The organism is Niastella caeni (genome assembly GCF_004834005.1).
Classification (GTDB): domain Bacteria; phylum Bacteroidota; class Bacteroidia; order Chitinophagales; family Chitinophagaceae; genus Niastella; species Niastella caeni.
In genome coordinates this window covers 62,447-82,841 of record NZ_STFF01000012.1, presented here as the reverse complement: position 1 = coordinate 82,841, position 20,395 = coordinate 62,447, and the positions used below count along the sequence as shown (strand labels likewise).

General features: G+C 44.5%; 18 protein-coding genes. 9 read left to right on the top strand and 9 right to left on the bottom strand.

Annotated elements, in window-relative coordinates:
- The first annotated feature begins 6 nt into the window (after nt 1-6).
- The 4 genes from FAM09_RS27875 to FAM09_RS27860 all read left to right on the top strand — a co-directional run bounded on the left by FAM09_RS27875 (nt 7) and on the right by FAM09_RS27860 (nt 6,649).
- The gene (locus FAM09_RS27875; protein ID WP_136580452.1) at nt 7-2,658 is read left to right on the top strand and encodes a ligase-associated DNA damage response DEXH box helicase; all 2,652 of its coding nucleotides are present in this window, start codon (nt 7-9) and stop codon (nt 2,656-2,658) included.
- A gap of 849 nt (nt 2,659-3,507) precedes the next feature.
- Entirely contained in the window at nt 3,508-4,179 is a 672-nt protein-coding gene (locus FAM09_RS27870; RefSeq protein WP_136580451.1) for a response regulator transcription factor, read from the top strand.
- 147 nt (nt 4,180-4,326) lie between these two features.
- A complete protein-coding gene (locus tag FAM09_RS27865; RefSeq protein WP_136580450.1) occupies nt 4,327-5,175 on the top strand; it encodes an aminotransferase class IV in 849 nt (282 codons plus the stop codon).
- A 172-nt stretch (nt 5,176-5,347) separates the two neighbouring features.
- On the top strand, nt 5,348-6,649 hold the full coding sequence (locus FAM09_RS27860) for a cryptochrome/photolyase family protein (RefSeq protein ID WP_136580449.1): 1,302 nt from the start codon (nt 5,348-5,350) through the stop codon (nt 6,647-6,649).
- Here the strand turns inward: FAM09_RS27860 and FAM09_RS27855 are convergent.
- From FAM09_RS27855 to mqnB, 4 genes are all read right to left on the bottom strand, one after another.
- Nucleotides 6,646-7,644: a phosphotransferase enzyme family protein gene (locus tag FAM09_RS27855; protein ID WP_136580448.1), complete on the bottom strand. Its 999-nt coding sequence runs from the start codon at nt 7,642-7,644 to the stop codon at nt 6,646-6,648. The genes FAM09_RS27860 and FAM09_RS27855 overlap by 4 nt on opposite strands.
- Nucleotides 7,645-7,880: 236 nt before the next feature.
- Nucleotides 7,881-8,339, bottom strand: coding sequence for a hypothetical protein (locus FAM09_RS27850; RefSeq protein ID WP_136580447.1), 459 nt, complete (start codon nt 8,337-8,339; stop codon nt 7,881-7,883).
- 99 nt (nt 8,340-8,438) lie between these two features.
- A complete protein-coding gene (locus tag FAM09_RS27845; RefSeq protein WP_136580446.1) occupies nt 8,439-9,275 on the bottom strand; it encodes a 1,4-dihydroxy-6-naphthoate synthase in 837 nt (278 codons plus the stop codon).
- Between the two features lie 136 nt (nt 9,276-9,411).
- The gene (mqnB, locus tag FAM09_RS27840; RefSeq protein WP_136580445.1) at nt 9,412-10,065 is read right to left on the bottom strand and encodes a futalosine hydrolase; all 654 of its coding nucleotides are present in this window, start codon (nt 10,063-10,065) and stop codon (nt 9,412-9,414) included.
- Nucleotides 10,066-10,300: 235 nt separating this feature from the next.
- On the opposite strand from mqnB, the gene FAM09_RS27835 reads away from it, so the two are divergent.
- From FAM09_RS27835 to fabD, 4 genes are all read left to right on the top strand, one after another.
- On the top strand, nt 10,301-10,711 hold the full coding sequence (locus FAM09_RS27835; RefSeq protein ID WP_136580444.1) for a 6-pyruvoyl trahydropterin synthase family protein: 411 nt from the start codon (nt 10,301-10,303) through the stop codon (nt 10,709-10,711).
- A 51-nt stretch (nt 10,712-10,762) separates the two neighbouring features.
- On the top strand, nt 10,763-11,176 hold the full coding sequence (locus FAM09_RS27830; protein ID WP_136580443.1) for a 6-pyruvoyl trahydropterin synthase family protein: 414 nt from the start codon (nt 10,763-10,765) through the stop codon (nt 11,174-11,176).
- An 84-nt stretch (nt 11,177-11,260) separates the two neighbouring features.
- Entirely contained in the window at nt 11,261-11,857 is a 597-nt protein-coding gene (gene folE / locus FAM09_RS27825) for a GTP cyclohydrolase I FolE (protein WP_136580442.1), read from the top strand.
- A gap of 185 nt (nt 11,858-12,042) precedes the next feature.
- A complete protein-coding gene (gene fabD, locus FAM09_RS27820; protein WP_136580441.1) occupies nt 12,043-12,933 on the top strand; it encodes an ACP S-malonyltransferase in 891 nt (296 codons plus the stop codon).
- A 144-nt stretch (nt 12,934-13,077) separates the two neighbouring features.
- Here fabD and FAM09_RS27815 read toward each other — a convergent pair whose 3' ends face one another.
- The 5 genes from FAM09_RS27815 to FAM09_RS27795 all read right to left on the bottom strand — a co-directional run bounded on the left by FAM09_RS27815 (nt 13,078) and on the right by FAM09_RS27795 (nt 19,363).
- A complete protein-coding gene (locus FAM09_RS27815; protein ID WP_166437286.1) occupies nt 13,078-14,391 on the bottom strand; it encodes a S41 family peptidase in 1,314 nt (437 codons plus the stop codon).
- A gap of 261 nt (nt 14,392-14,652) precedes the next feature.
- Nucleotides 14,653-15,102 carry a GNAT family N-acetyltransferase gene (locus tag FAM09_RS27810; protein ID WP_136580439.1) on the bottom strand — a complete coding sequence of 150 codons (450 nt, stop codon included), beginning with the start codon at nt 15,100-15,102 and terminating at the stop codon, nt 14,653-14,655.
- Nucleotides 15,103-15,249: 147 nt separating this feature from the next.
- Complete coding sequence (locus tag FAM09_RS27805; RefSeq protein ID WP_166437285.1) at nt 15,250-16,938, bottom strand: N-acyl-D-amino-acid deacylase family protein; 1,689 nt, start codon at nt 16,936-16,938, stop codon at nt 15,250-15,252.
- A gap of 109 nt (nt 16,939-17,047) precedes the next feature.
- A complete protein-coding gene (locus FAM09_RS27800; RefSeq protein WP_136580438.1) occupies nt 17,048-18,280 on the bottom strand; it encodes a trans-sulfuration enzyme family protein in 1,233 nt (410 codons plus the stop codon).
- A gap of 93 nt (nt 18,281-18,373) precedes the next feature.
- Nucleotides 18,374-19,363: a beta-ketoacyl-ACP synthase III gene (locus FAM09_RS27795; protein WP_136580437.1), complete on the bottom strand. Its 990-nt coding sequence runs from the start codon at nt 19,361-19,363 to the stop codon at nt 18,374-18,376.
- 376 nt (nt 19,364-19,739) lie between these two features.
- On the opposite strand from FAM09_RS27795, the gene ruvA reads away from it, so the two are divergent.
- Nucleotides 19,740-20,324, top strand: coding sequence for a Holliday junction branch migration protein RuvA (ruvA, locus tag FAM09_RS27790; protein WP_136580436.1), 585 nt, complete (start codon nt 19,740-19,742; stop codon nt 20,322-20,324).
- Nucleotides 20,325-20,395: the final 71 nt, after the last annotated feature.

Here is a 20,395-nt window from a genome sequence, read left to right as displayed (position 1 = left end):
AGTGTTATGAGGCTTCAAACATCTACCGGATATAAGATCATAGTTGACTGGCTGTCAAACAAAGGCCTTCACCCATTCCCCTTCCAGGAAGAAACGTGGCAACACATCATCGATGGCAAAAGCGGACTGGTAAATGCACCCACGGGTTGTGGAAAGACCTTTTCTGTTTTTCTGGGTGCCATTATCGACTTTATCAATCACCACCCTGAAAACTGGAAATCCAAAGCAAATAGTGGGTTACAACTACTGTGGATTACTCCGCTGCGCGCATTGGCCAAAGACATTGGCCGGGCTATGGAAGAAGTGATCACAGAACTGGGCATGCAATGGAACATTGGCATTCGCAACGGCGATACCGAAATAAGCGAACGGCAGCGTCAAAAACGCCGGATGCCCGAAGTACTGATCATTACACCCGAAAGCCTGCACCTTTTGCTGGCGCAAAAAGGTTACCCGGCCGTTTTTGAAAAACTACAGATCATGGCAGTGGATGAATGGCACGAATTGATCGGTTCCAAAAGAGGCGTGCAGGTTGAACTGGCCGTGTCACGGCTTGTTGCACTGCGAAAGTCAATAGAGAAGGGGCAACCGACAATAGACAAAGGACCTCAATCGGCCAATAGCCAATTGCCTATTGCATATTGCCCATTGAAAGTCTGGGGAATATCAGCTACCATCGGCAATCTCGACCAGGCGAAAGAAGTGCTGCTCTCTCCAATATATAATTACTCCTCTCCGTCAGTTGGCGAAGGGGGCCGGGAGATGGCTGCTACCGTCAAAGCCAACATCCGCAAAGACGTGGTCATTGAATCTATCATTCCCGACGAAATAGAAAAGTATCCATGGGCGGGGCACCTGGGATTAAAACTGATCCATAAAGTATTGCCCATCTTAAATGCCAGTCGCACCACGCTGATATTTATTAATACCCGCGGTATGAGCGAGCAGTGGTACCAGGCCTTGTTAAACGTTGCGCCCGACCTGGCTGGGACCATCGCCCTGCACCACGGCAGTATTGAACAGGAACTGCGCATCTGGGTAGAAGAAGCCTTGCACACCGGCAAGCTCAAGGCAGTGGTATGTACTGCCAGTCTTGACCTCGGCGTTGATTTTCGCCCGGTTGAAACCGTTATACAGGTAGGATCGCCCAAAGGCGTTGCCCGCTTTTTGCAACGCGCCGGACGAAGCGGTCATAGTCCGGGCGATGTAAGTAAAATTTATTTTCTCCCCACCCATTCGCTGGAACTGGTAGAAGCCGCAGCTTTGAAAAAGGCGGTTGAAGAAACCTTCATTGAAAGCAGGGAACCCATGCAGTTGTGTTTCGATGTGCTGATACAATTCCTCAGCACCCTGGCCATTTCAGATGGCTTTCGACCGGCAGCGTTGTTTGAGGAAATAAGATCTACGTATTGTTATCGCGACATGACCCGCAACGAGTGGATGGCCATTTTGGAATTCATTACCTCGGGCGGCAATGCCTTGCAGCAATACGATGAATATAAAAAAGTTGAGATCATAGACGATGTATATCGCATTACCAGCCGCCGCATAGCCATGCGCCACCGGATGCATATTGGCACTATTGTTAGCGAGGCCATGATGAAAGTAAAATTCGTGAGCGGTGGATTTATTGGCGTAATAGAAGAATGGTTCATTACCCGTCTTTCGCCCGGCGATGTTTTTACCCTGGCCGGGCGTCAACTGGAGTTGGTAACCATTAAAGACATGACGGCGCTGGTTCGAAAATCAAACGCTAAGAAATCGATCGTTCCCAGTTGGCAGGGCGGCCGCATGCCGTTGAGTGCTAATTTGGGCAAGAAGTTGCGGGAGAAATTCGATGAGGCTAAAAGTTTAGGAAAGCCAACAAATAATCGTGAGAAGCAAAAAAAAGACTCCCACTCACCACTCACCATTCACCATTCACCATCCCACTCAACCGACATCGAACTGAAAGTATTGGAACCACTATTCAACCTGCAACAACAACTCTCCCACGTACCCGGCGCCAATGAATTGTTGATTGAACAGATAGAAACTAAAGACGGGTACCACCTGTTTGTATTCCCGTTCGAAGGCCGGCTGGTGCATGAAGCCATGGCTGCCATCCTGGCCTGGCGCATCAGTAAAATAACGCCCATCACCTTTTCATTTGCCATGAATGACTATGGGTTTGAACTGTTGAGTGATCAGCCCATACCGGTGGATGACACCAATGTGTATGAACTGTTCAGCGCAGACAATTTATTGGCTGATATTCAGCGAAGTGCAAATGCAACAGAGATGGCAAAACGAAAATTTCGCGATATAGCCGTTATTGGCGGACTGATATTTCAGGGTTATCCCGGCGAGCAAAAGAAGGCGCGGCACTTACAATCTTCGGCATCGTTATTATTCAATGTATTTTCAGAGTATGAGCCGGGCAATTTACTATTGCGACAATCTTACCAGGAAGTATTCGATCAGCAGATGGAAGAAGTACGGTTACGTAATATGTTGGAAAGGGTGCAGCAATCGACAATCATCATAACATTTCCACAGCAGTTAACCCCATTCTGTTTTCCCATTAAAGTAGATAGTATGCGGGAAAATCTCACATCGGAAAAACTCGAAGACCGCGTAAAAAGGATGCAGGCGCAGTTGAATACCCCCAGCCCCTAAAGGGGAGTAAATTACCGAGTCTGCCAACTTGTAGGGCTTTTGCTACAGTTACAAGTATCCACATTGCTCCCAAAATGAGAAAAAGATATTGAATAAAAATGCACTTTGCCTATTTCCCCCCTTTAGGGGGCTAGGGGGCAAAAAAAATACCTGCCTTTTTATTGCCGTACCGATAGCACGAATAAAAAAAGCAGGTATAGTAAATTTACACACAGCTCTAACCAACAACGTTTAATACTTTCAGAGGATCATAAGGTTATTGACAATGGTACTCTGAACAGATTCCATAAGCTAGGGATTAATACGAGCCAAAACAGCCAGGCCTTTCCAGGAATTGATTATCGGGTACGCTGTTTTCAAAGGTTGACAGATGTTAGCAGGGAATGGATGTACGTGTTTTTACAGGGACAGTATATTGACTAAAAAGTAAAAGGCTAAAAAAAAGTTGATTGACATTGGACTTTCGCCGGTATCCATAGAATATTGAAATGACTTTTGGACGGTTGAATTAAAGGACTCTGGACGAGATACGAGGTTGTTAATCCCCGTCAATCAACTTGGCTCCAAAAATACTTGTGGATAACTATGTGGACAAGAGCAGAATTGCCCTATTTTATTTATTCAGTATTTACTTCCTTATCTAGTAAGAATCACATACCAACAGAGTATGAAATACATATAGGCATCGTAAACTTACCTTTTAAAATGTTTTACGTATATTCCGAAATAATATAATTTCGTAAATCTGCTATAGTATTTGTCACGAAAATTTAAGACTTTGGGAGCGAAAATTGAAGTAGTGTAAACAGACATTTTCAATCCCTTATCTTATAAAAAAATACAACCCGCATGAAAAAACCTGACACCGAAGGCGTTATTAAAGTAGCTATTGCCGACGACCATGCCCTATTCAGGGCCGGAGTTCGTACAGCCCTGGCTGCTAAAAGGGACGTAGAGCTCATCGCCGAAGCCGACAATGGCATGCAGCTCTTGAACCTGCTCAGACACATCGAACCAGACATTATTTTGCTGGACATTCAGATGCCCATTATGGATGGAATTCAAACACTGCCTGAGATTCGCAAACTTCGGCCAGAAGCAAAAGTTATCATCCTTTCCATGCACAACGATCATTCCATGATCAGCAAGCTCATGGAGATCGGCGCGAACTCCTATCTCACCAAAAATTCCGATTCAGAAACAATTTACCAGGCCATTAAAACCTGTTATGAACAGGAATTCTTTTTTAATGAGCTTACCAACAAGGCTTTATTAACTGGTTTGCGTACCAAACGCACAGATATAGCCGGACCACAGGACGTAAACTTATCGGAAAAAGAGATTCGGGTATTGAAGCTTATGTGCGAAGAAAAGACTACCAAGGAAATTGCTGATATCGTAGAAATCAGCCCCCGTACCGTTGAAGCTATCCGCGACAAACTCAAAACCAAAACCGGCGCCAAGTCAATGGCAGGTCTGGTTATGTATGCGGTTAAAAATGGTATAATCGATCAGAACTAAATAGATAAGTTCCGTCAAAATGTCTGTTAAATCCGTCTCGAAATATCGGGACGGATTTTTTTAAGCCCATTACTGCATAGTGTTCGAACATTAATATAAAAGAGATGAGTTTTGTCTTTCTTCCATACTTTCCTGAACTTCACCACTATGAACAATTGGTTGTTTTACAATGAAGAGATCATTCCGGCCGATACCCCCATCATTGGCGCCAGTAACCGTGGACTTCGCTTTGGCGATGGGTTGTTTGAAACCATTAAAGTGGTGAAGGAAAAAATGCCTTTGTTCGATTTACACATGGAGCGCCTGAACCACGGCCTGTCTGTTTTAAACATGCAACTGCCGGAACATTATTCTCCTGACTATATCACCCAGATCATCCTTGACCTGTGCAGTCGCAATAACATCACCGGCGCGGCCCGTGTACGTATGACCATTGTTCGTGGTAATGGCAACCTCTTCGTAGCCGATGCCCCCCATGCGTCGATCATCATTCAGGCAGAACCGCTGGCCGATGATTACCTGGCGCTTAATGAAACCGGTTTAAAAATTGACATTTGTCCGGGCGTTCAAAAAAGCTGCGATCAACTGGCCAACATAAAATCGAACAACTACCTGCCATATGTAATGGCCGCGCAATACGCCAAACAACATCAGTTGAACGATTGCCTGGTGCTCAATGCACATAATCGCATCTGCGATGGCACCATCGCCAATATTTTCCGCATCCACCAAAACACTATTTATACCCCTCCTTTATCGGAAGGCGGTGTGGCCGGTGTAATGAGAAAATACTTACTGATCAAACTCGCTGAAGCGGGCTTCACGGTTCAAGAGAAAATTTGTACGCCCGATGAACTGGAAGCAGCCAATGAAGTGTTTTTGACCAATGCCTTGTATGGAATCAGATGGGTAAGCCAGTTCCGCAATAAAGTTTACTCGAATCAATTAGTTGCTCAATTGTATAATAGATTCATAAGTAGCTTGAACCATGCCTAACCTGGAAAAGCAGCTTCAAGCCGCAAGCTACACGCTGCACGCAAATACAGCCAAAAGCCCAATGCCGAAAGCTTAAAGCAAAACGCGGAACCGGTAACTGGTAATTTGCATCAATAAAAGACAAAACTTACAATTCCCCCTTAGTGGTTAGGGGTAAAACAAAACGACCATAATGCATATCAATATCTTCTGGTTTCGCCGCGATCTGCGGTTACACGATAATGCGGGGCTGTATCATGCATTAAAAAGTAATAACCCCGTACTGCCCATCTTTATTTTCGACACTAATATCCTTGATCAATTACCACAGAAAGCCGATCGCCGCGTAACATTTATACATGATGCATTGAAGCAAATGCAACAACAACTGAGTGAAACAGGTTCCACCTTGCAAGCATTTCACGATACCCCGCTCAATGCCTTTAAACTACTGGCTCAACAATATACCATTGAGCAGGTATTTACCAATCACGATTACGAACCTTATGCGCGCGAAAGAGATGAAGCCATTGCTCAATTCTTACAACAGCACAACATTGCATTTCATACTTATAAAGACCAGGTAATATTTGAAAAAGAAGAGGTGGTTAAAGACGATGGAAAGCCTTATACTGTTTTCACGCCCTATAGCAGAAAATGGAAAGCTGCGCTGAACGAATTTTATTTAAAAAGTTATTCAACAGAAAAGTATTTTTATAACTTTTACCAACAGTCCATCAAGCCAGTCCCTACTTTGAAATCTATTGGGTTTGAAGAAACTGGCGCTTCCTTTCCATCTGCAACATTTGATAACAACATCATTCAGGAATACGATCAACGCCGGGATTTCCCCGCCATTGCAGGCACCAGCCGGTTAGGCGTGCACCTGCGCTTTGGCACCATCAGTGTGCGGCAGCTTGCAAAGCAGGCCACTCAATTGAACGACACCTTTCTGAACGAATTGATCTGGCGCGATTTCTTTCAAATGATCCTTTGGCATTTTCCACATGTAGGCAAAGGCAAAGCCTTCAAAGCGGAATACGACTTCATACAATGGCGCAATAAGGAAGATGAATTTGCGCGCTGGTGCGCCGGCAATACCGGTTATCCCATTGTAGATGCCGGCATGCGCGAATTGAACGCCACCGGTTTTATGCATAACCGGGTGCGCATGATCACGGCCTCTTTTCTTGCCAAACATTTACTTATAGATTGGCGCTGGGGCGAAGCCTACTTCGCCGAGAAGTTATTGGATTTTGACCTGGCCAGCAATAATGGCAACTGGCAATGGGCCGCAGGTTGCGGTTGCGATGCAGCGCCATATTTCAGGATCTTTAACCCACACCTGCAAACAAAAAAGTTCGATCCGCAACTGGCATACATCAGGCAATGGGTGCCGGAGCTGAATGAACTCACCTACCCCACACCCATCGTTGATCATGAAATGGCCCGCAAGCGTTGTTTGGAAACTTATAAAAAAGCGCTGGAGCGCTAACTTTCAAACGACGGCAACTGATAATGATTATACAATTTCTTTATCACCACATTGATATACCGTTTCAGGTAGGTCTCATTCAGGAACGTATTCGTCCAGTTTTCAAACCGCAGGCATTGCACGCCCAGGTAAAAGAAATAAATGCTTATAGAGGCAGTGGGTATCAATTGTTTTTCTGCCTCGGGAATGAGCGTAACAGATTCATACCCTTTAATAAAACTATCCAGTTTTAACCGGTACTGATCTTCTTCCCGTTCGGTATTATACACCTGCAACATGTAATAAGCTATATCGTGCAACAACCAGCCATTACCACAAAAATCAAAATCGAATAAGGTCACTTCATCGTTATTGTGAATATTCAGGTTATCGAACCAGATATCAAGATGAATAATACCATTCCGGAAGGGATAGTCCTGTACGTTATGATACTGTTGCAACAAATACTGTTGTGCATGCTGCATGAAACGCATTTCTTCCGTATCAACTGAAATGTATTGCTTAAGTAGTTCGAATGAATCTTCTAACAACACCTCTGGATTATACTGAACCCGCTGTAACGACATATTATGTGTTACCTGGTGCATACGGGCCATGATCTCCCCTATTTTAAAATGAAGGGCTTCAGGAATATTAAGCTGCTTCTCTCCTTTAGCGAAGGAAAACAACACGCCTAACCGAACACCTTCAGGTGCGGGTATTTGGTGTATGTAATTTCCCTGCGGGTCAGGGATGGCATAGGAAACGGGAATACCATTATCTTTCAACAACTGCAACAGCCTGATCTCTTCTGCTATTTCAATTCCACTCCGCCAGTTTAAACTATATACCCTGAATACATATTTATGCCTGCCATCAGTGACCAGGTAAGCATGATTGATGGCCGCACGTAATAATCTGCAGGTGGTACCTGCGCTTAAATGATACTGCTGTTGCAGAAACTTGCCCAAATGAGTAGCAGACAGTGTTGAGCACACAACGGGAAAATGTTGCATAACAATTTAATTTTTTTATATCAGCGATTTTGTAAAAGGGTCCCGTAAAACGGGAATTGGGCAGAGGCTGATAAAGAAAGGCAGCATGCAGAAAGGATCCAGACTTAAGTCCGGGACGCCCACAAAAATGGGGGAGCGAATTTAAACAGTTAAGCATTACCAGCAAAAAAAATATCGAATGCAGAAGCGGTTTTCACTTCTACATTCGACATTCAATATTCGTTATTCAATATTCCTTAATGCTGCGCCGTTCTGATGGCTGTGCTGCGGAGTTTATAATAATAATCGTCGATATCCTGTCCCGATCTTACCGTTAAAGCAGAACCGTAATGCTCCGGTTCAACAGAATAGGTAACACAGGCCTTGTCGTATCTGCTGCCCGATGCCCGGGAAGAAAAATAGGCATTCAGTACAATGCTTGCTTCTTTGGTTAAGAAAAGGATCTGACCGGTAGAATCGCATTTGGTCTTTTGTTTGGGATCGCGTTTACCGTTGATCAGCTCTTTGTAGATATTGATCTCTGTTTGATCTGTAATCGTTTCAGACAACGTATCGCCGTGGTTAAAGAATTTCAATTGTACTTTATCCACATCCTTTAACAGATCGGCAAAATACTTTTTGCCTTTGCCTTTTTGCGCAACATTGCCGCAGGAAAACAACGTTAAAATTGCTAAACCAAGGGAAACTTTTTTCATATTTTTACTTTTACAAACGGCATTCGCTTACAAAATCAGATACCCGGTTCAATAACGCTATAACATTCCCCGATTTTCAGCAAAGGGCATACCATTTTACTAATCCTCCAGAAAGATATTTTCTGCCGCAGCGCTAACTTTCTTTAGCTGCCTGTAAATATCCAAAAAAGTATGTACAGCAGCTTTCCCTTCCTGTCCCAATTGTAAAGAATAGTTATTCACATACAGATCGATATGCTGCCGCATTACCGTTTCACTCATTTCCTGGGAATGTTGTTGTACATAATCAGTTATTAACGGGTAATTTTTGAAGGCGTATTCAAGGCTTCGTTTAATTAAGGCATCTACTTTTTGCTGCAGGGCGCTATCAAATGTTTTTTTCATTACAATGCCGCCCAGCGGAATTGGATTTCCGGTTTGCCGCTCCCAGTATTCTCCCAGGTCAACGAGCTTATGCAATCCTTTCTGCTGATAGGTAAAACGGTTTTCATGAATTATTACGCCGGCTTCAACTTCTTCGTTCAACACCGCATCTTCAATGGCGGAGAAGACCATGAACTTCTTTTTAGTGGCTTGCGGATATGCCAGTGAGAATAACATATGCGCAGTAGTATGCTCACCTGGAATGGCAATGGTCATGTTATTCACGTCTTTATCGTGCTCGTTGCCATGCCTGGTAATTAACAAAGGGCCAACGCCTTTGCCCAGGGCGCCACCGGCATTCAATACAATATATTTATCCAGTAAAAGTGGTAACACACCGTAACTGATCTTCGTAACGTCTAACCGGCCCTGCAATGCCCATTCATTGAGCGTTTGCACATCTTCCAGTACGGGTTGTACAGTGAGACCTTCCGTGTCAATTTTTTTATTTACCAGTGCGTCGAAAATAAAGGTGTCGTTTGGGCAGGGGGAGAAACCTAGTGTAAGTTGCATTATGTTTTGAATTCTATCTTTTAATTCTTAGTTTAATTAAGCCGTAAGCCATTAGCTATAAGCCGTAAGCAAATACAGATTAGCTCAATTTCATGTTTTCCTTATAGCTTAAAGCTTGAAGCTTACAGCTATTTACTTAAAACCCCTCACGTACTATTTTTATCAATTCCTCATTAAGTGCCTCAATCGCTTCTTTCATTTTCCATTTTGTTTTATCGCGTTCGCCTACAAAGTTGGAAACAGCGCGCAATTGTATATATGGAATTTTTTCTATCAATGCTATATAATGAAAAGCAGCGCCTTCCATCGATTCAACAACCGGCTGATACTTTTGTTGCAACTGTTGTATGCGGCTTTCGCGGGTAGTGATCTCATTGATGGTAACTGCTTTTACCTGCGGCAGGTTGTATCGTTGCAGCAGTTCTCCATGCTTGTTCACCAGGCTCTTACCGGTATAAGGCGCGGTGATTTGCGGCAGGTTCATATCGAACACGTCTTTAAACTCATTGTTTTCTTCAACCCCCAGATCGCCGGTCACTTCTTCCTTCACCAATACCAGGCTGCCCGGCGGATAACTATTCGAAAAACTGCCCGCGACACCTGCCTGAATAAGTAGATCGGGCCGGTGTTTATCAATGGATTTGGTAAGCCAGTAGGCGGTGCTCATACTGCCAATGCCGGTGATGAGTATTTCAAACTTGTTTTTGCCGATCATAGAACTATTGTCTGCCAGATAATTAATGGTAGCCTGAATTTCGAAGTTCGTAGCGGCCGTCAGCAAAATATTCATGGTGCAAAGAAAAGAAAGTTCTTAGTTCTAAGTTCATAGTTCTTGGTTCATAGTTCTTTGGTTCTTGGTTTTTAGTTCAGGTACCATACTTCCTGATTGCCGGGTTTAAACGGATTTTTGTTGGAATTGCCAGTTGCCAGCTACCGGGTATGGCCCTGCCCTGCCAGTTCTATGAACTTTGAACTTTAAACCTTAAACTTTAAACTTACCTTTGCGGCAAATTTTCACGACAACAATGGTGTATCTGACTCGTGTTGAACACTTTAATGCGGCCCATAAACTGTATAACCCCAACTGGAGCAAGGAGCAAAATGAAATAGTTTTTGGCAAATGCGCCAATGAGAACTGGCATGGTCACAATTACGAATTGTATGTTACCGTAAAAGGCCGGCCCAACCCCGATACCGGGTTTGTGTGCGATGTAAAGCAATTGAGCAAGATTATTAATCAATATGTTATTGAACAATTGGACCACAAGAACCTGAATGTGGATGTGCCGTTTATGAAAGACCAATTGTGTTCAACCGAAAACCTGGCAATTGCCATCTGGCGGCAATTACAACCGCAATTACCGGCCGGTGTGCAGTTGCATGGCATTAAACTGTATGAAACACCCCGCATTTTTGTGGAGTATTTTGGGGAATAGGCGACAACTGTTAACAGAAAAAAAGCGTTATTACTTAGTATTTCATATAACATGAGCAAAAAAGTAGCTGTTTACCGAAAGGAACATTTTAACGCGGCCCACCGCTTATATAATCCTGCCTGGGATATGGCTAAGAACGATGCCGTGTTTGGAAAATGTAATAATCCCAGTTTTCATGGCCATAATTATGAGTTAGTGGTGAAAGTAATTGGCGTGCCTGATCCGGAAACCGGTTACGTAATGGACATGAAAATATTAAGCGATCTGATCAGGGATCACGTACTGGAAAAGTTCGATCACAAGAACCTCAACCTGGATACGGAATATTTTAAAACCCTGAACCCAACAGCAGAAAATATTTGCCTTGTTATATATGAGCTGTTACGCGCACAAATTGGCCCGCAGCTCGAGCTGCAGGTACGTTTGTATGAAACAGAAAGAAATTTTGTGGAATATCCAGCGTAAGTGGTGAATGGTGAGCGGGCGTTAAGCGTTCCGCGTTTTGCGTTCAGCATTAAGCGTTAAGCATTATAAATTAAATCAACGGAAATGGCCTACAAAAAAATTGAACACTATGAAGATAAAATCATGCCGGGGCTTATTCATCACTACCGCGAAACATTGACATTACTGGGGGAAGATCCTGAACGGGAAGGGCTGGTAAAAACGCCGGAACGGGTAGCCAAGGCGATGCAATACATGACGCAGGGATACGATATGGACGCCAGGGCCATTTTGAATTCGGCCAAGTTCAAGGAGAGTGTAAGCGAAATGATCCTGGTAAAGGATATTGAATTATATAGTTTGTGCGAACATCATATTCTGCCTTTCTTCGGAAAAGCGCATATTGCCTATATTCCTAATGGGTATATTACGGGGCTTAGTAAATTGGCCCGGGTAGTAGATGTATATGCCCGTCGATTGCAGGTGCAGGAGCGACTGACTACTCAAATACTTGATGCTATAAAAGACACCCTGCAACCGCTGGGTGTGGCGGTTGTTATTGAGGCATCGCACTTGTGTATGATGATGCGTGGCGTGCAAAAACAAAATTCGGTAACCACTACTTCGGCTTTCTGGGGCGAATTTGAGAAAAATGAGACCAGAAGTGAGTTTACCAAGTTAATTTCCAGCAGACTGCATTAAAATACTGAAGTCAGCAGCCGGAAGCCAGAAGTCAGAATATCTTGCATTTCTGACCTCGCTTCGGAAGCCAGAGCTCCGACTTCTGACCTCGGATTTCAGGCTTCAGACTACTGACTTCTGACTTCTTTATTTGGATAGTTAAAACCTTTGTGGCATTTTTGTTTCCTTAAACCCCTTTTTACATTATGACACATGCTTTTGTGTTCCCGGGTCAAGGATCTCAATTTCCGGGGATGGGAAAAGACCATTATGAAAACAGCGCTTTTGCGAAGAGATTATTTGAACAGGCGAATGAGATTGTGGGGTTTCGTATTTCGGATATCATGTTTAATGGCAATGAAGAAGATCTGAAACAAACCAGGGTGACCCAACCCGCCATTTTTCTTCATTCTGTGATTGCATTTAAAAGTATCGATAATGCACGGCCTGAAATGGTTGCCGGCCATTCACTGGGTGAATTTTCGGCATTGGTAGCCAATGGCGTGTTGAGCTTTGAAGATGGATTAAAACTGGTAAGCATCCGGGCGCAGGCCATGCAAAAAGCCTGTGAAACAAACCCGTCGACCATGGCGGCCGTATTGGGTTTGGATGATGCCAAAGTGGAAGAGATCTGTTCCCTTGTACAGGAAGAAACCAATGAGATAGTTGTGCCGGCCAATTATAATTGCCCGGGCCAGTTGGTAATTAGCGGAAGCATTAAAGGAATTGAGGTAGCTATTGAACGTCTGAAAGCTGCCGGCGCCAAGCGCGCATTGGTTTTACCCGTGAGCGGCGCATTTCACTCGCCTTTAATGGAACCAGCTAAAGCAGAATTATCGAAAGCCATCGATGCTACCACTTTTTACAATCCCAATTGCCCTGTTTATCAAAATGTTGTAGCCAAAGCGGTAGGCAATAAAGAAGATATTAAACAAAACCTCATTGATCAGCTCACCAGCGCAGTGAAGTGGACGCAAAGTATCAAGACCATGATCACCGATGGAGGCACTCATTTTACCGAGTGCGGACCTGGTAAAGTTTTACAAGGCCTGATTGGTAAAATTGATAAGAAAGTTAATACGGATGGAGTAAGTTAGTTGGAAGCAAGCTTCAAGCTATAAGCTCTAAGCAAAACAAAGGTGAGTCGCCAGTAAAAGGGACTCACTTTTGTTTTTAATATAATTACCAGCTAGCTTCAAGTTGTATTTTTTCCATTGCCGCAACGGCTTACAGCTTATCGCTTACCTTATCATTCCCTTGAACTTCGGCTTCCCCAACCTGGCATTGCTGAATTGAACTTCTTCGGTTAATCCGGCGCGTTGTTGCGGTGTAACGCCCAAACGGGCAAAACTGCCACTGCTTATATAACGCAATACGCTGCTCAAACACCCCTCTCCTACATCGCCCCAGTCTTTATCTAACCCATCCATTACCTGGTAATTCAGGTTCAATCCGTTAAAGTAATTCCCTTCCCCATTTTTGTTTATTGTTCGGAAGGATACGGGGAAAATATACCAGTCAAATACAGGAATAGGATAAAAACCAACCGGCTTACCATGCGTATGAGTAGGCCCCACCAGTTGAACCTCCATATAAGGCATTAAACTATTTATTAATAGTTCACTGGCCGAAGCGGTATTCTGGCTTACGATAAAGAACAAGCGATTTAAATTGAGCGTTCCTTTTTTGACAAATTTTTCAGTGGTATTATAAGAGGAGTACCGGTCGTTAAATTCTTCTGTCAACATTACATCGTTGTTTCCAGCTGCCGGCACCAGGTAATTGGCCAGTAAATTCTGTACCGACACATACCCGCCGCCGTTATAGCGAAGGTCCACTACCACATCCTGTACATGCTGAACATTGAACTTATCAAAGATGCGTACAAATTCATTTTTAATCTCATTGGTATCGCCCAGGAAAGAGTTAAATACAAAATAGCCGGTCTTGCCGCTACCGGTAGTATACACAGAATCAAATAACACGGGGTGTTCTCTATACGAAGCTGCTTTTAATGTAATAGCAGTATCGGCTTTATTGGGACGGCCAAACAAAAACGTTCCGGTAACGCTTTGATAAACGGCACGGATAATATCTGGAGCATTGGCAGCAGTAACATCCGCATTTCCGTTGATCTGTTTAATGTGCCAGCTACGTTTAATACCTGCTTTGCCGGCGGGCGATTCGCGTTCTACATAAGATACACGCAGGTCGTTGTTGTTGAGAAAGAAGACGTTCATGCCAAAATCGCCGCCTATACCAGCGCTCATTTTTTCCCAGTCAGATTTCAGGATGGCAAAACTCCAGCGGTCAACAGGCGTGGAAAAACCGGGTTCTTCGCTAAAGGCCCTGATCCCTTCCATAACACCATTGGGATCGGTGTATGTATGAGCATTGAATGTAGCGGGAATGTTATTATACCACAGATAAATATCACGAGCATAGTTTGCAGCGGTGTCGTTTTTCACTTCACTGCTGATAACATCGTGATTTTTTCTGCAGCTTACCGAAGTAAACGCAATTACTAATAGGAGCCCTGCTACAAGCGTTTTCATACAGAAACTGAACATTTTCTATGTGACCGATACCAGATATAAAGATGGCAATACAAATGCACATTTAACACAGGGAGAGAATCAACGGAAAACATTTAACAATTTACAAAAAATCGGGGAAAAAGTTCGAGAGGAAGAAGATGGAAGAAATTGCTGATTTTGAGATTTGGGATTTTGGGATTCCCCAGGTTTGTACTTTCCGAAAAATCTCAAAATCCCTCAATCCCGAGACCTGCCTGCCGGCAGGCAGGTCTCAAAATTCTAAACAGGTATGCTGCAATTGATCCATTCCGGATCAAAATGCGCTTTGTATTTTTTGTAGAAGTTGATGGCCGGCTCATTCCATTCCAGTACCTGCCAGGCAATGCCACTGAATTGCTTTTCATTTGCTTCCACAATCAATTGATCGAACAGCATTTTGCCCAATCCTTTGCCGCGCATTTTTTCTGTAACGATCAGGTCTTCCAGGTACATGCGCTGGCCTTTCCAGGTACTGTAGCGAATGTAATACATGGCAAATCCCTCAACCTGTCCATCGGCTTCGGCAACAAAAGCCCACCAAACAGGTTGAGCGCCAAATCCGCTTTCTACAAAATGTTCCATGGTAACGGTTACTTCCTGTGGCGCTTTTTCGTATTCCGCCAACTCCCGGATCAGTTCCAGCAACCGGGCACAATCTTCTTTTACTGCACGACGAATAGTTATTTGCATAATTGGTTGATAATATTAAAAAAAACTAATTCAACTATTGCTTTCTGTTTCTTGTTCTTGGTTTATAGTTTATTGTTCTACCTCTGCAGAGTTCCGAAAAAATATTTTGCATCCCGAATTTGAAAACCACGAACAATAAACCATAAACTATAAACGGCCTGCCCCCGGCCCTTTTACAAACTTCCCCGGTTTGGCGCCAGTGTGTTCGCCATCTTTTAATACAACCACGCCGTTCACCAGCACATGTAAAACGCCGGTGGCGTATTGGTGCGGTTTATCGAAAGTAGCGTGGTCCTGGATGGTTGCCGGGTCAAAAATAACCACATCGGCATAATGACCGGCTTTCAATTCTCCGCGTCGGGTAAGGCGCAGGTTCGTTGCCGGCAATTTGGTCAGCTTGCGAATGGCTTCTTGCAGCGACAATACTTTTTCATCTCGCACATATTTTCCCAGTAATCGCGCTGCGTTGCCATAGGCCCGGGGATGACAATTGAACTCCAGAAAAACTCCTTCGGGTGTATAGGACCCTTCATCTGACCCAAAGCTTACCCAGGGTAATTGCTGTTGCTTTTTGACATTCGCTTCATCCATTAAAAAATATATGGATTCAATACGCGAACTGTCCTGTACAATGAGGTCCATAGCCGTTTCTTCCGGTGATGCGTGACGGATGCGTGCAATGTCGGCCAATGATTTACCGATATATTTTTTCAGGCTATCCTGGCGGAAACCAACAAGCAAGATGCGATCGGGCGAACCGGCTGCTACATAAAAGTTTTCCCACTTATCTGTAGGCGTGTTCATATCCCGGATGGTTTGTTTGCGTATGGCAGGGTCTTGCAACCGGCTCCGCAGTTTTCCAAAGCCGCCATCTGCCAGGGTAGGCGGAAAAGAAGCGGCCAGCCCAGTACCACCGGCCAGGTAATTGTACATGTCTGCGGTAATATCCAATCCTTCGGCACGCGCCCGTTCTATGCGGCGGATCACGCTATCCATTTTATGCCAGTTGCTTTTACCGGCAGCTTTCAGGTGATAGATCTCTGCATGAATATGAGCGCGTTTAGCAATGGTGATCAGCTCTTCCACCGCTTCTAACAATTGCGTGCCTTCGCTGCGCATATGGGAAATATAAGAACCGCCATAGCGGGAAGCTTCATCACACAACGCCACCAGTTCATCAGTCTTCGCAAAAAAAGCCGGCGGGTATATGAGGGAAGAACCCACGCCCAGCGCGCCTTCCTGCATGGCCTGCTTTACCAGTTGGCGCATACTGTCCAGTTCTACTGGCGAAGGATCGCGATTGTCTTCACCTACCACATAACGGCGAACTGTAGTGGCGCCTACAAACGAAGCAACATTACAGGATACGCCTTTTTTCTGTAAGAGGTCAAGATATTCACCAAGGGTGTTCCAGTTTACTTTGTACTTAACGGAGGTCTGGTATTGCTCCATTTGTGCTTTCATGGGATGCGTCAACGGTCCCATGCTCTCCCCTTCGCCCATTACTTCTAACGTTATCCCCTGCTTTATATCGCTCTGTGAACGGCCGTCGTGTAACAGCGATTCATTCGCCCAGCTTAACATGTTTATAAACCCGGGCGCTACCGCCATTCCGTTCGCATCTATCACATTCCGGGAATGCGCTCCGCTTAAATCGCCGATAAAGGCAATGGTATCGGCATTGATGGCAATATCGCCTTTGTAAGGTTTATTGCCATTGCCATCATAGATCATTCCGTTGCGAATGATAAGGTTGAATTTGTTTGCAGACGATAGATTGCACGAAAGACAGGTTGTAGTTAGGCAACCAGCCATTAACCAATGGATAAGCTTCATATATAAAGTTTCTGGTTTATTGTTTTAGTTTATAGTTATCCTAATTCAAAGACTGCAGGCTATCAATAAGGCTCTCCGAATGAAAGAGCCATAAACCATAAACTATAAACTACAAACCTTTTAACGCCTGCTCCAGGTCCATAAGAATATCCTGCACATTTTCCATTCCAATACTCATACGTATAAGCCCGTCCGTAATACCGTATTGCTCACGTTGCTCTTTGGCTACGCCGTAATGCGTCATAGAGGCCGGGTGGCACAACAAGGTATCACAGGTGCCCAACGATACGGTGCGGGTGCAGAGTTGCAGGCGGTCCATCATTTGAACGCCGGCTTGCATGCCGCCTTTCAATTCAATGCTCATAATGGCGCCGGGATGTCGCATTTGTTTGGTGGCCAGGTAAAAATCGGCATGCGAAGGCAGTCCGATATAATTCACTTTGGCAACTGCGGCTTGGCCTTCCAGGTAGTTGGCTATTTCAATGGCGTTATGACAATGGCGTTCCATTCGCACTTCCAGTGTGCGCATACCATTTATGAGCAGAAAAGCATCGAACGGATTGCTGTTTCCACCGAGCAGCCGAATGGTTTTGGTGGCCCTGGTTTCCATAAACTCAATGTCGCGGCCTATCAATACACCGCCCACCGCAGTACCATGCCCGTTCAGGAATTTAGTAGTGGAGTGAACGATAAAATCAACACCATACCCGAAAGGTTGCTGCAGGTATGGAGTGGCAAAGGTATTATCACAGGCCACCAGCTTACCGTATTTGCGGGCCAGAATGGTTAACTCTTCGATATCTACACACTGCAAAGTTGGATTGGCGGGAGTTTCGAGGTAAAGCATTTTGATCTTCGGATTCGCCTTCAACGCTTCTTCTGCTTTATTCAGATCGCGCAGGTCTACGATCACCGCTTCAATTCCTAAACCGGGCAGTACTTTTTCCATTATTTCCTGCGAACCGCCGTATAAGGAGTAATGTGATAAGATTTGATCGCCTGCTTTCAGGTTCGATAAAAACAGGGTACTGATGGCCGCCATACCCGAGGCATGGAGCAGCGCTTTTGCCACCAATGGTTTGCCATTTGCATCGGTTACACCAAAACATTCCATGGCCGCGATCTTTTTTTCTGCTTCCGAAAAAGTGGGATTACCCCAACGGCTATAAATGTAGCCTTCTTCCTGCCCGCTAAAGCGGCGCATGCCTTGTTCGGCCGTGTCGTATACAAAAGTGGAAGAAGCATAAATGGGTACCAGGTGTGCGTAGTTAGGATCCTGTTCATGTCCGGCGTGAATTGCCAGCGAGGTAAAGCCGGAATACGGGAATTGTTTGTTTGCCATGTTTAAAAATATCGAATATCAAATGAAAAATGTTGAATGTAGAAGTAAAATTTACTTCTTCATTCAACATTCAATATTCTTCTGTTCAATATTTTAGTATCCCCATTTTATCAGCGTAGCGCCCCAGGTAAAGCCGCCGCCAAAGGCAGCCAACACCACATTGTCGCCTTTTTTCAGTTGGCTTTCCCAATCCCACAAACACAGTGGAATGGTACCTGCTGTGGTATTGCCATAACGCATAATGTTCAACATCACTTTATCGTGGGTAAGGCCCATGCGGTCGGCCGTTGCATCAATAATTCGCTTGTTGGCCTGATGCGGTACCAGCCAGGCAATATCTTCTCCGGTGAGTTTATTTCTTTGCAGCAGTTCAGCACTTACATCGGCCATGCCTTTTACGGCAGCCTTGAATACGGGCTGACCTTCCTGATAAATGAAGTGTTCTCTATTGGCCACGGTTTCTGCTGAAGCCGGACGCAATGAACCGCCCGCCTTCATGTGGAGGTGAGCACAGCCTGCGCCATCGCTTCTCAAAATGCTGTCCAGCACGCCATATCCTTCAGTATTGGCTTCCAGTAATACGGCCCCTGCCCCATCACCGAAAATAATACAGGTAGTACGATCGCTATAGTCAACAATAGCGCTCATTTTGTCGCCACCAGCCACAATCACTTTTTTATAGCGACCGCTTTCAATTAACGAAGCGCCGGTAGTGAGGGCGTATAAAAAGCCACTGCAGGCAGCCAGCATATCGAATCCCCAGGCATTTTTGAGACCTGCCTTGTGGCAAACGAGGTTTGCGGTGGAAGGGAACATCATATCAGGGGTAACTGTTCCCACAATAAGGGCATCGATCTCTTCAGGAGCAATACCCCTTTTCTTTAATATTTGTTGAACAGCCGGGGTAATCAGATCAGAGGTACCTTTCTCGCCTTTTAAAATTCTTCTTTCTTCAATGCCGGTACGGGTCCGGATCCATTCATCATTGGTATCTACAATTTTTTCCAGGTCTGCATTTGTCAGCTTGTCTTCCGGAACAAAGCCACCAACAGCCGTGATGGCAGCAGTAATTTTTTGCGTCATGCGTCTATTATACAGGTTTGATATTGAATCATTTTTAAGAACAAAGTCACTATCAACAAAGTAAATAAGCTGGCAAAGATAGTATAAAGCCGTTTATTGTTTCTGGTTTGTAGTTTGTGGTTGGCAGAACCCGGAACAATACCCCTGCTTAACCTGATCAGCAACAATTCCCAGACTTTTGCGCCACACTTATCAGGCTAAAATCATATAACGACATCCCGAATTGCGAAAAAACCACAAACCATAAACCTCAAACTATAAACCAATATAACGGACTGATTAAGCAAAAGTTATATTTCTGAAGCTCAAATTTCGTAATTAACAACAAACCATAAACCATAAACCACAAACCAAACTCTTTCCCTATTTTCGTCCTATGATCGCATTCGTTAGAGGGCAGTTCGTATTAAAAACGCCGGCCGTTGTTCATATAGAGGCCAACGGTGTTGGATACGAGCTACAAATAAGCCTGGAAACTTACTCTCATATTCAGGGGCTCGATAAAGGGCTGCTATATACGCATTTGCACATTAAGGAAGATGCCCATACGCTGTATGGCTTCTTTGAGGTGGCAGAAAAAGAGCTTTTTTTACAACTGGTAAGCGTATCCGGGGTAGGTGCAGCTACCGCACGTATGATGCTGTCTTCCATGAAACCCGATGAGTTGTCGCGCGCCATTGTACAGGGAAATACCAGGCAGTTGGAAGCCATAAAGGGGATCGGAAAAAAGTCAGCAGAACGGATTGTACTGGAACTTAGGGACAAGCTCGGCAAAGCCAAGCCAGGCCTAAATATTTCGCCATTGATAAACAATACGTTGGAGCAGGACGCGTTAAATGCCTTGATTGCACTGGGAATCGCCCGGTCTTCAGCCGAACAGGCCATTCAACGTGTCATGAAAGCGGACCCTTCTCTAAGTGCAGTTGAAGAAATTATTAAGAAAGCATTAAAAACCATTTGAGCCTATCGGATCGGAACTCTACCTAACTAATTCTTTAGAGAAGATTGTCACGCGCACCTTACAGAAACCGG

Bases quoted from the DNA above. Each gene is read 5' to 3' on its own strand.
- mqnB (WP_136580445.1), bottom strand. From the start codon at position 10,065: ATGAATATTTTGCTGACGGCCGCTACGAACTTCGAAATTCAGGCTACC.
- FAM09_RS27860 (WP_136580449.1), top strand. From the start codon at position 5,348: ATGCATATCAATATCTTCTGGTTTCGCCGCGATCTGCGGTTACACGAT.
- folE (WP_136580442.1), top strand. From the start codon at position 11,261: ATGGCCTACAAAAAAATTGAACACTATGAAGATAAAATCATGCCGGGG.
- FAM09_RS27855 (WP_136580448.1), bottom strand. From the start codon at position 7,644: ATGCAACATTTTCCCGTTGTGTGCTCAACACTGTCTGCTACTCATTTG.
- FAM09_RS27865 (WP_136580450.1), top strand. From the start codon at position 4,327: ATGAACAATTGGTTGTTTTACAATGAAGAGATCATTCCGGCCGATACC.
- fabD (WP_136580441.1), top strand. From the start codon at position 12,043: ATGACACATGCTTTTGTGTTCCCGGGTCAAGGATCTCAATTTCCGGGG.
- ruvA (WP_136580436.1), top strand. From the start codon at position 19,740: ATGATCGCATTCGTTAGAGGGCAGTTCGTATTAAAAACGCCGGCCGTT.
- FAM09_RS27835 (WP_136580444.1), top strand. From the start codon at position 10,301: ATGGTGTATCTGACTCGTGTTGAACACTTTAATGCGGCCCATAAACTG.
- FAM09_RS27795 (WP_136580437.1), bottom strand. From the start codon at position 19,363: ATGACGCAAAAAATTACTGCTGCCATCACGGCTGTTGGTGGCTTTGTT.
- FAM09_RS27810 (WP_136580439.1), bottom strand. From the start codon at position 15,102: ATGCAAATAACTATTCGTCGTGCAGTAAAAGAAGATTGTGCCCGGTTG.
- FAM09_RS27815 (WP_166437286.1), bottom strand. From the start codon at position 14,391: ATGAAAACGCTTGTAGCAGGGCTCCTATTAGTAATTGCGTTTACTTCG.
- FAM09_RS27845 (WP_136580446.1), bottom strand. From the start codon at position 9,275: ATGCAACTTACACTAGGTTTCTCCCCCTGCCCAAACGACACCTTTATT.
- FAM09_RS27875 (WP_136580452.1), top strand. From the start codon at position 7: ATGAGGCTTCAAACATCTACCGGATATAAGATCATAGTTGACTGGCTG.
- FAM09_RS27870 (WP_136580451.1), top strand. From the start codon at position 3,508: ATGAAAAAACCTGACACCGAAGGCGTTATTAAAGTAGCTATTGCCGAC.
- FAM09_RS27800 (WP_136580438.1), bottom strand. From the start codon at position 18,280: ATGGCAAACAAACAATTCCCGTATTCCGGCTTTACCTCGCTGGCAATT.
- FAM09_RS27830 (WP_136580443.1), top strand. From the start codon at position 10,763: ATGAGCAAAAAAGTAGCTGTTTACCGAAAGGAACATTTTAACGCGGCC.
- FAM09_RS27805 (WP_166437285.1), bottom strand. From the start codon at position 16,938: ATGAAGCTTATCCATTGGTTAATGGCTGGTTGCCTAACTACAACCTGT.
- FAM09_RS27850 (WP_136580447.1), bottom strand. From the start codon at position 8,339: ATGAAAAAAGTTTCCCTTGGTTTAGCAATTTTAACGTTGTTTTCCTGC.